The 9364-nt window shown below is 66.2% G+C and carries 8 protein-coding genes and 1 riboswitch; of the genes, 1 reads left to right on the top strand and 7 read right to left on the bottom strand.

Annotation, left to right across the window (positions count from 1 at the left end):
* Window positions 1-656 precede the first annotated feature (656 nt).
* From gcvP to OHS03_RS08905, 7 genes are all read right to left on the bottom strand, one after another.
* A complete protein-coding gene (gene gcvP, locus OHS03_RS08935; protein ID WP_328662291.1) occupies window positions 657-3467 on the bottom strand; it encodes an aminomethyl-transferring glycine dehydrogenase in 2811 nt (936 codons plus the stop codon).
* A gap of 164 nt (window positions 3468-3631) precedes the next feature.
* A riboswitch (glycine riboswitch) is annotated at window positions 3632-3731 on the bottom strand.
* A 75-nt stretch (window positions 3732-3806) separates the two neighbouring features.
* Entirely contained in the window at window positions 3807-4364 is a 558-nt protein-coding gene (locus OHS03_RS08930; RefSeq protein ID WP_131816826.1) for a MerR family transcriptional regulator, read from the bottom strand.
* Window positions 4365-4522: 158 nt separating this feature from the next.
* Window positions 4523-4996, bottom strand: a complete 474-nt coding sequence (locus tag OHS03_RS08925) for a bifunctional nuclease family protein (RefSeq protein WP_056817654.1) — start codon at window positions 4994-4996, stop codon at window positions 4523-4525.
* A gap of 159 nt (window positions 4997-5155) precedes the next feature.
* Window positions 5156-5941 carry a transcriptional regulator FtsR gene (gene ftsR / locus OHS03_RS08920; protein WP_328662290.1) on the bottom strand — a complete coding sequence of 262 codons (786 nt, stop codon included), beginning with the start codon at window positions 5939-5941 and terminating at the stop codon, window positions 5156-5158.
* A 70-nt stretch (window positions 5942-6011) separates the two neighbouring features.
* Window positions 6012-6497: an oxoglutarate dehydrogenase inhibitor Odhl gene (odhI, locus tag OHS03_RS08915; RefSeq protein ID WP_056817657.1), complete on the bottom strand. Its 486-nt coding sequence runs from the start codon at window positions 6495-6497 to the stop codon at window positions 6012-6014.
* Between the two features lie 177 nt (window positions 6498-6674).
* Window positions 6675-7088, bottom strand: coding sequence for a glycine cleavage system protein GcvH (gcvH, locus tag OHS03_RS08910; protein ID WP_056817658.1), 414 nt, complete (start codon window positions 7086-7088; stop codon window positions 6675-6677).
* Window positions 7089-7115: 27 nt separating this feature from the next.
* Window positions 7116-7757: a CDP-alcohol phosphatidyltransferase family protein gene (locus OHS03_RS08905; protein ID WP_328662288.1), complete on the bottom strand. Its 642-nt coding sequence runs from the start codon at window positions 7755-7757 to the stop codon at window positions 7116-7118.
* Window positions 7758-7872: 115 nt separating this feature from the next.
* On the opposite strand from OHS03_RS08905, the gene OHS03_RS08900 reads away from it, so the two are divergent.
* A complete protein-coding gene (locus tag OHS03_RS08900) occupies window positions 7873-9270 on the top strand; it encodes a DUF2252 domain-containing protein (RefSeq protein ID WP_328662286.1) in 1398 nt (465 codons plus the stop codon).
* Window positions 9271-9364 lie beyond the last annotated feature (94 nt).

Here is a 9364-nt window from a genome sequence, read left to right as displayed (position 1 = left end):
CGATCCGAAACCTGGTACCGACATTAGCCTGACAGCAAACATCTGGCATATGATTTTCAGGGAACACCCTAGTAACAATTCAATCCGGGTCGACAGTCGATCCGGACATTCCACGCGAAACTAATATTCCGTCAACATCCCAGGTAGATGCCCTAAAGCTGTCGAGTCACCACGTACAGCAGCGAAGTGCCACAGTGGATGCTGATGGCATCCGTGTTCACCATGGTGCACTCTCCCAGCGTAATAGGCAATTTCCGCAAATATTTCGCTCGAACTGATCAACCGACCGGATATCCGCGATGGCTGCCGTACCGATATTCGACACGTCATGTAATCCACGGGAGCGCTCCATCGGCCCGATTCGAAGGCGAATATACAGATGTCGCGCATGCCGTGTGGAGATATATCGATTCAATTCCCACCACTATTCGGGGCTTGACTTATTGACGAGTCTATTTTGTGCCCCTAGACATACTGGACATTCTCGGAGGAGTCGGAAACAAGGCACCCAGTATGTAACACGCCGATAGTTCGGCCGATGAGAATTCACTTTCGGCAACTCTGCCGCGACTGCAATCTCGCATGGCCCGCAAAGGCCCACCCAACGACAACGGGCCCCGCCGATTCAATCGGCGGGGCCCGTTGTCAGGGACAGGTCAGTCTTCGTACGCGTCCAGCGGCGGGCACGAACACACCAGATTGCGGTCACCGAACGCACCGTCGATGCGCCGCACCGACGGCCATACCTTCGGGCGGGCATGGCCGACTCCACGCGGATACACCGCGGTCTCACGGCTGTAGGGATGGTCCCACTCGGCGACCAGGCTGGCCGCGGTGTGGGGCGCACCGCGCAGCGGGTTGTCGGTCACCGGCCACACGCCGGCGCCCACCTGGTCGATCTCGCCACGAATGGCGATCATGGCGGCGATGAACTCGTCGATCTCTTCGAGGTTCTCGCTCTCGGTGGGTTCCACCATCAAGGTGCCCGCGACCGGGAAACTCATCGTCGGCGCGTGGAAACCGTAGTCGGCGAGCCGCTTTGCCACGTCGTCGACGGTGACGCCGGTCTGCTTGGTGATCTCGCGCAGATCGAGGATGCACTCGTGGGCGACCATGCCGTTCTCGCCGGTGTAGAGCACCGGAAAATAGGCGTCGAGGCGGCGGGCGATGTAGTTGGCCGACGCGATCGCGGTCAGGGTCGCCGCGCGCAGGCCCTCGGCGCCCATCATCCGGATATAGGCCCAGGTGATCGGCAGGATCGAGGCGGAGCCGTAGTTCGCCGCCGACACCGCGTGCGAACCGGCTTCGAGCGGGTCACCGGGCAGGTACTGCGCCAGGTGCGCACCCACCGCGACCGGGCCGACGCCGGGACCGCCGCCGCCGTGCGGGATGCAGAAGGTCTTGTGCAGGTTCAGGTGGCTCACGTCGCCGCCGAACCGGCCCGGGCGGGCAAGGCCGACAAGGGCATTGAGGTTCGCGCCGTCGACGTACACCTGGCCGCCCGCGTCGTGCACGAGCGCGCACAGCTCGGCGACCTCGTGCTCGTAGACACCGTGGGTGGACGGGTAGGTGATCATGATGCAGGCGAGCCGGTCGGCGTGGTCGGCGATCTTGGCGCGCAGATCGTCGAGGTCGACGTCACCGTTCGCGCGGCACTTCACCACCTCGACTCGCATGCCGACCATGGCCGCCGAGGCCGCGTTGGTGCCGTGCGCGCTCGACGGGATGAGGCAGGTGTCGCGGTGGTCGTCGCCGCGATCGAGGTGGTAGCGGCGAATCGCGAGCAGGCCCGCGTACTCGCCCTGGCTACCGGCGTTGGGCTGCAGGCTCACCGCGTCGTAGCCGGTGATCTCGGCCAGCCACTGCTCGAGGTCGGCGACCAGCTTGCGGATGCCCAGGGAATCCTCGAGCGGCGCGAACGGGTGCAGACGAGCGAAGCCGGGCCAGGTGATGGGTTCCATCTCCGCGGTCGCGTTGAGCTTCATGGTGCACGAACCGAGCGGAATCATGCTGCGGTCCAAGGCGATGTCCTTGTCCGAGAGCGCGCGCAGGTAGCGCAACATGGCGGTCTCGGTGTGGTGGCGGGTGAACGCCGGGTGGGTCAGGTAGTCCGAGGTGCGCGTCTCGATCGCGGTGAGCTCGGTGCCCGTGCCCGCGTCGGGAGTCAGTGCGGTGCCGAAGGATTCGACGACGGCGGCGACGTGCGCGTCGGTGGTGGCCTCGTCGCAGGCGATGGCGACATGGTCGGCATCGACGAGACGCAGGTTGATGCCCTTCGACTTCGCCTTGGCGACAACGGCTTCCGCGCCGCCGGGCACCTGGGCGAGCACGGTATCGAAGAAGGCGCCGTGCACCAGCGCCCCACCGAGACCGGTCGCGACGGCAGCGGCGTGCTCGTGTACCCGGCGCGCGATGGCGCGCAGGCCGTTGGCGCCGTGGTAGCTCGCGTACATCGCGGCGACGATGGCCAGCAGTACCTGGGCGGTACAGATGTTGGAGGTGGCCTTCTCCCGGCGGATGTGCTGCTCGCGGGTCTGCAGCGCCAGCCGGTAGGCGAGCGCGCCGTCGGCATCGACGGACACCCCGACCAGGCGGCCGGGCAACTGACGGGCGAAAGCGGTGCGCACGGCCAGGTAACCGGCGTGCGGGCCACCGAAGCCCATCGGCACACCGAAACGCTGGGTGGTGCCGAAGCAGACATCGGCGCCCTGTTCACCGGGCGGGGTGGTCAGCGTCATGGCGAGCAGATCGGCGCCCGCTGCCACCAGTGCGCCGCGCTCGTGGGCGGCGGCGAACAGCGAGGTCCAGTCGACGATGCGGCCCGACGCACCCGGCGTCTGCACGATCACGCCGAAGAACTCGCCCTCGGGCAGCTGCCCGGTCGACAGGTCGGCCTCGACGATCTCGATGCCGAGCGGCTCGGCCCTGGTACCGATGATGGTCTTGGTCTGCGGGAACAGATCGGCGTCGATGAGCAGCCGGTTCGACTTCGACTTGCCCGCGCGGCGCAGCAGCGTCATCGCCTCGGCGGCGGCGGTGGCCTCGTCGAGCATGGAGGCGTTCGCGACGTCCATACCGGTCAGATCCGACACCATGGTCTGGAAGTTGAGCAGCGCCTCGAGCCTGCCCTGGCTGATCTCGGGCTGGTACGGGGTGTAGGCGGTGTACCAGGCGGGGTTCTCGAGCAGATTGCGCACCAGCACCGGCGGGGTGAGGGTGTCGTAGTAGCCGAGACCGATCATCGAGGTGGCGACCGTGTTCGCCGCCGCCAGCGCGGCCAGTTCGTCGAGCACCTCGTGCTCGGAGGCGGGCGCGGGCAGCGCGCCGAGGCCGGATTCGTCGAGGATCGTGGCGGGCAGCGCCGTGGTCGCGAGTGCGTCGACGGACTCGACGCCGATGGTCGCGAGGATCCGGGCGAGTTCGTCGGAATCGGGTCCGATGTGGCGGTCGGCGAACGAACGGGTCACGGGCAGCTCCAGGTCGGGCGGGTCGACCTCGTGGTCGACGGGTACCAGCCCTCCCCCTCTGTCTGTGCGCCTGAGAGATTCGGTAACCCGGCCCCGAAGATCGGTGACCGTGCCCCTTTCCCCGTGGGCGGGCAGCCGGATGCCACCGCTCTCCAGAGGCGTCGAATCACCGTGCGGTCCCTGTTGCCTGAGAGATTGACGGGGAGGTGCTGCTCCTTCGGCGCCCCGATTCTCGCGAACCGAGGACTCTCCCGCACGGCGGCGACGCACCACTGATTCTAGATGCAGCAAACCCCCGGTCGCGCCACCAGGGGCACGCCGGGGGTGTAGTACTGGTCACTAACCTGTCTTGCGGTTCTCCCTCACCTTGCGTCGAAAAGACAGTTCGTCTTCGGGGCGGTCGGTGATGGCGGTGGCTCGTTCTGCCGGAAAGTCCGCGATCGCGCCGGTCAGCTCACGCATGGCGCCACCGACGGCGATACCGAACACGCCCTGTCCGCCCTGCAGTAAATCGACTACCTCCTCGGGCGAGGTGCACTCGTACACCGAGGTTCCGTCGGAGAACAGGGTGATCCCGGCGAGATCGCCGACGCCGCGGCTACGCAGGTGATCGACGGCGATCCGGATGTTCTGTAAAGAGATGCCCGCGTCCAGCAGTCGCTTCACGATCTTGAGGACAAGGATGTCCTTGAACGAGTACAGCCGCTGGCTGCCCGAACCCGCCGCACCACGGATCGACGGCACGACCAACCCGGTGCGTGCCCAGTAGTCGAGTTGACGGTAGGTGATACCGGCGACCTGGCAGGCGCTCGGCACCCGGTAGCCGACCAGATCATCCGGAACCGAGTCGTCCGGGAACAAGCCAGGCTGTACGACATCCTGCGTTTGTTCTTCCACTGATCGCTCCTTCTGCCGACGTTCTCGGGTCGGAGTCACGACGGATGTTGCCCGACTTTCGAGGTTACTCCTGCCATTGTCGGACCTGCGGTGTTGTCACACCAAGCACCAAACGCCGCGATTCCCTGGACCTCTACTTCAGGTTTAGAAGATCGTGATCAACTGTCGGTCGCCTTGAAGTCGTCGGGCGAGACCGACTCCAGGAACTCCTTGAACTTCTCCACCTCGTCCTCGCGTTCGTCGGGCATCACCAGTCCCGCCTCGGCGAGGACCGGTTCCTCGGCGTAGATCGGGCACCCCACGCGCAAGGCGATCGCCACCGAATCCGAGGGCCGCGCCGAGACCCGCAGGTCGCCGTCGAAGACCAGGTCGGCGTAGAAGGTGCCCTCCTGCAGATCGACGATCCGCACTTCCTTGAGTGTGTGTCCCAGATCGGTGATCAAAATCTTGATCAGATCGTGAGTGAGCGGACGGATCGGAGTGACCCCCTCCTGCTCGAGCACGATCGCGGTGGCCTCGGCCTGCCCGATCCAGATCGGCAGATACCGCTCCCCTGATGCCTCCCGCAGCAGCAGCACGGGCTGGTTCTGTGGCTGCTCGACACGGATGCCGATGACACGCATCTCGCTCATGAGTAAGTCCTGCCTCCCATACTCGGCCGCCGGCCGGCACGACAGCTGCACAGCTCGCCGTATCAACGAGTCTAGGCGAATTCTGGGGCGCGCAAGGAAGACGTTCGAGCCGAAATCGGTGTGTAGCCCGGGCGATACCCGATCGCCCGGCCGGGTGTGTCAGCCGCCGAGGGCTGTGCGCACCGCGGCTTTCACCAGTGCGGCGTGCAAGTTCAGCGACAGTGCCGCGAGTTCGCGGACGGTCTCTTCCGCGCGTGCGCGCGCGTCGGCATCGCGGCTCTTGGCGATGGGCGCGGCGATCTGCGCGATCAGTGCGGCCTCGCGGTCGGCGGCCAGCTTGAAGGCGCGCAGGTGGCGGGCCTCCAGACCGAATTCGGCCATGGCTTTCGCCGCGTGTGCCAGGGTCACCGCGTCGGACTCGAAGAATCCACCGGCGCCGGGGACGATGAGTCCCGCGCGCAGCAGATCGTCGAGGAAACGGTCGTCGATATCGGCCTTGGCGATTAGATCGGCCCTGGTGAGCCGCACGGCGACGTCGACGCGCAGTTCCTCGGGCGAGATCGCACCGGAGACGACACCGAGGCGGCGCGGTGGCGCCGTGCTCATCGCCTCGTCGGTGCGCGCGGAGCCGGACACACCGTGCCCGGCGTCCGCGGAACCGTGGTGGGAGTGCGCGCGGGCGCGCGCTTCACGCACGCCCAACGTCGCCGCACCACTGTCGATCGCTTCCAACTGCTCCTTGATCACCTTCAACGGCAAGTACTGATCGCGTTGCGCGGTCAGTACGAAGCGCAGCCGTTCGTAGTCGGAAACCGAGAACCGCCGGTATCCCGACGGTGTCCGTTCCGGCCGGATCAGGCCCTCGGATTCGAGGAACCGGATCTTGGAGATGGTGATGTCAGGAAAATCTGGTCGCAGCAGGTCGAGTACGGAGCCGATCGACATTCCTCCGCGCGCCCACTGCGCCGCCCCTGTCACAGCACTGTGCCCTTCGCGGGCACCAGTACCGTTGGGGTCATCGCGACCCCGCGCCCGACGCCGACTCGTTCGCCTGCGCGCGCGGACCGGTCAGGAAGACCAGCCGGAACTTGCCGATCTGGACCTCGTCGCCGTTCTGCAGCTCCGAGGAGTCCACCGGCTCCCGGTTGACGTAGGTGCCGTTGAGGCTGCCCACATCGACGACCTGAAACGAGTCGTCGTCCTGACGGAACTCGGCATGCCGACGGCTGACAGTGACGTCATCGAGAAAGATGTCACTGTCAGGATGGCGGCCGGCCGACGTGGTCGGCTGATCCAGCAGGAAACGCGAGCCCGCGTTCGGGCCACGCTTGACCACCAGGAGGGCCGCGCCGGCAGGCAGGCCCTCGACGCCCTGAACCGGCTGTTCGCCGGTCGGCTCTGCGGAGCGCGACGCGTCGACCTCGTTGAGGAAGTCCGCGCGGAAGACCGATGTCGTCTCGGCCGCGGTTTCCCCGTAACCCGGGTCCCTGTTCTCGCTCACCGTTTCTCTCCTCCTCGAACCTGATTATCCATGCAAGCAGGTGCTGTATTCGGCGACACGACCGGCGCGATCACATCGCCAGGAAAAGATCCCGGCGTCGATTCCCCGACGTATCCGCTTGGCTTTGACCGTACCCTGCCGGGGCGTGCCCGTGCAGGGAGAACTGTGAAGGCTGCGTCAGCCCCCGATAACTCCTTGGTAACCCGCTGCATCCAGCAGTTCACCGAGGGCGGAATCCAGGGTTGCCTCGTCGTCGAACGCGAGCTCGAACAACCAGCCCGCGTCGTAGGGATCGGTGTTGAGCGTCTCCGGTGATTGCACCAGATCCTCGTTCACCGCAACGACTTTGCCGCTGAGCGGAGCGTAGATGTCGGACACACTCTTGGTCGACTCGACCTCGGCGATGCTGTCACCGACGGTCACATCTTTGTCGACGTCGGGCAGTTGGACGAAGACGACGTCACCCAGCTGTGACTGGGCGTAATCGGTGATGCCGACACGGACCGCCGTGGGGCTGGTCCGCCGCACCCATTCGTGCTCTTCGGTGTAGCGCAGTTCCTCAGGGGTCCGGGTCACAGGACGTCCTTTCATCGTCGACGTTGCACGCAACAGTATCGACTAGCTGCCACGGTGCGGCACAGGCGGTATCGATCGCGCGACCGCGACCGCGAGCCTCGCGTAGAGCACCCCGGTCCAGACATAGAGTGCCGTACCCCAGATCAGTAGTGCCCACCCGAATGCCCACCCGAAACTCGCCCCCGCCCAGTCCATCTCCCCGGTCAGCATCCACGGCAGCGCCGACATCAGCGCGAAAGTGGCCGCTTTCCCCAGGTAGATCACCTCCGGCGCGGGCAGTTCGCGCCGTTTGTACACCGAAAGGGTCGCGGTGAGCACCAGATCACGTGCGATCAAGATCACCGCGAGCCACCACGGGAGCAGCCCTCGCGCGACGAACGCGACCAGAGTCGTCACCAGATACAGCCGGTCCACGAGCGGGTCGAGCAACGCGCCCAGACGCGAGGACTGATCGAGCAGCCGGGCGAGTTTGCCGTCGAGGAAATCGGTGAAGCCGCTGGCGATCAACAACGCGAACGCCCAGCCGTCGGCGTGGCGGACCAGCATCAGCCACAGGAAGACGGGGATGCCGATCAGCCGCACGACGCTCAACGCATTCGGCACGGTCAGGATGCGGTCGCTGAACACGCCACCGGATTCGGTGTCGTGCGTGCCCGGCGTTCCTGATTCGGTTGCCACGCCCATGCTTACCGCAGCGACCCCCGCTCGCGCCATCCGGCCACGCCGAAACGCCGTCAACTCCGCTGCGTATCGAGCGTGGCGCTGCTCACCGTGCCGCAACCGGCTAGCCTGGGCAATCGTGTCCGACAGTGGTATTGATCTGCGCTCCTACGTCTCCGCCGAGGACGCCCGCGAGCGTGGTCGAGCTGCCAGGAAACGGGTCCCTGTCACCGAGCGTGACCGCGCCGCGGAGAGCCCCGAGCGGCCGACGGTGCGCGAGTTCATCGATATCAGCAATCGTGGGCGGATCGAGCGCCTGATTCCGCTGCGGATCGGCCGGATGATCGCCTCACCGTTCACCTTCTTCCGCGGCGCCGCCGGACTGATGGCCGCCGACCTCGCCGCCGGACCGGACAGCGGGTTGGCCGCTCAGATCTGTGGTGACGCCCACGCCGCCAACTTCGGCCTCTACGGGACCCAACGTGGCGAGATCGTGATGGATATCAACGACTTCGACGACACGGTCATGGGCCCGTGGGAGTGGGATCTGGAACGCCTGGCGGCGAGCCTCGTGCTGGCCGGGCGAGAAAGCGGTGTCGACGAGGACGACTGCCTGCGCGCGGCGCGCGATGCAGCCCGCTCCTACCGCCACACCGTCGCCGAATTGGCCGACATGCCGTTCATGCAGTCGTGGACGGTATTGGCCGACGAGTCGATCCTGACCAGCGCCAAGGCCGAGGACCTGCTCGACGACTTCAAGAAGGCCGCCAAGAAGGCTCGCAAGAACACCAGCGCCAAAGTGGTGGCGAAGTGGACCGAGCACCTCGACGATCACGAGACCGACATCCGCAAGCACCGTTTCGTCAGCGATCCGCCGGTACTGACCGCGGTCGATCGTCAGGTGTCGGAGGCGGTGATCGATGGCCTGGAGAGCTACGCGAGCACCATCCGGGAGTCCCGGCGCAATCTGCTGGCCCGATTCGCGGTCTCCGATGTCGCCTTCCGCATCGTCGGGACCGGCAGCGTCGGCCTGCACAGCTATGTGGCGCTGTTGCACGGCAACGACGGCGAGGCGGTGGTTCTGCAGGTCAAGCAGGCGCGTGCGTCCGCACTCGCCCCGTTCCTGCCCCCGACCGCACCCCGCCACGAGGGCGAGCGGATCGTGGTCGGCGCGCGGTCCGTGCAGTCGGAGACCGATATCCTGCTCGGCTGGACGACCATCGAACTCGACGAATCGCTGCCGTTCATCGTGCGCCAGTTCCGCAATCTCAAGGGCAGTATCGACCCGGCGGCCCTGTCCGCCGACGATCTCGACGACTACGGAAGACTCGCCGGTGCGTTGCTGGCCCGCGCGCATGCTCGCTCGCTGGACCCGCGGGCGCTGGCAGGCTACCTGGAAACCGACGACGAGGAGGACGACCGGTTCGAGGAATCGGTAGCCGCCTTCGCGGTGCGCTATGCCGACCGCACCGAGGCCGATCACGCCGAACTCGTCGCCGCGGTGGACGCGGGCACGATCGCCGCCGAACAGGATTGACCCGGCTACGATGTACGCCAACGGTTCTCGGCGCAGTACAGGTGTGCCGAGCACCGCGCCAACGACCAACGAAGGGCGGTCTCCATGCTCGTGC

It is taken from the genome of Nocardia salmonicida (genome assembly GCF_036142455.1).
Taxonomy (GTDB): Bacteria; Actinomycetota; Actinomycetes; order Mycobacteriales; family Mycobacteriaceae; genus Nocardia; species Nocardia salmonicida.
The sequence above is the reverse complement of the archived record's forward strand: the minus strand, read 5'-3'. Positions and strand labels throughout refer to the sequence as shown.

Coding starts and splice junctions, on each gene's coding strand:
- OHS03_RS08925 (WP_056817654.1), bottom strand. CDS start 4,996: ATGAGCGAGATGCGTGTCATCGGCATCCGTGTCGAGCAGCCACAGAAC.
- ftsR (WP_328662290.1), bottom strand. CDS start 5,941: ATGTCGATCGGCTCCGTACTCGACCTGCTGCGACCAGATTTTCCTGAC.
- gcvH (WP_056817658.1), bottom strand. CDS start 7,088: ATGAAAGGACGTCCTGTGACCCGGACCCCTGAGGAACTGCGCTACACC.
- OHS03_RS08905 (WP_328662288.1), bottom strand. CDS start 7,757: ATGGGCGTGGCAACCGAATCAGGAACGCCGGGCACGCACGACACCGAA.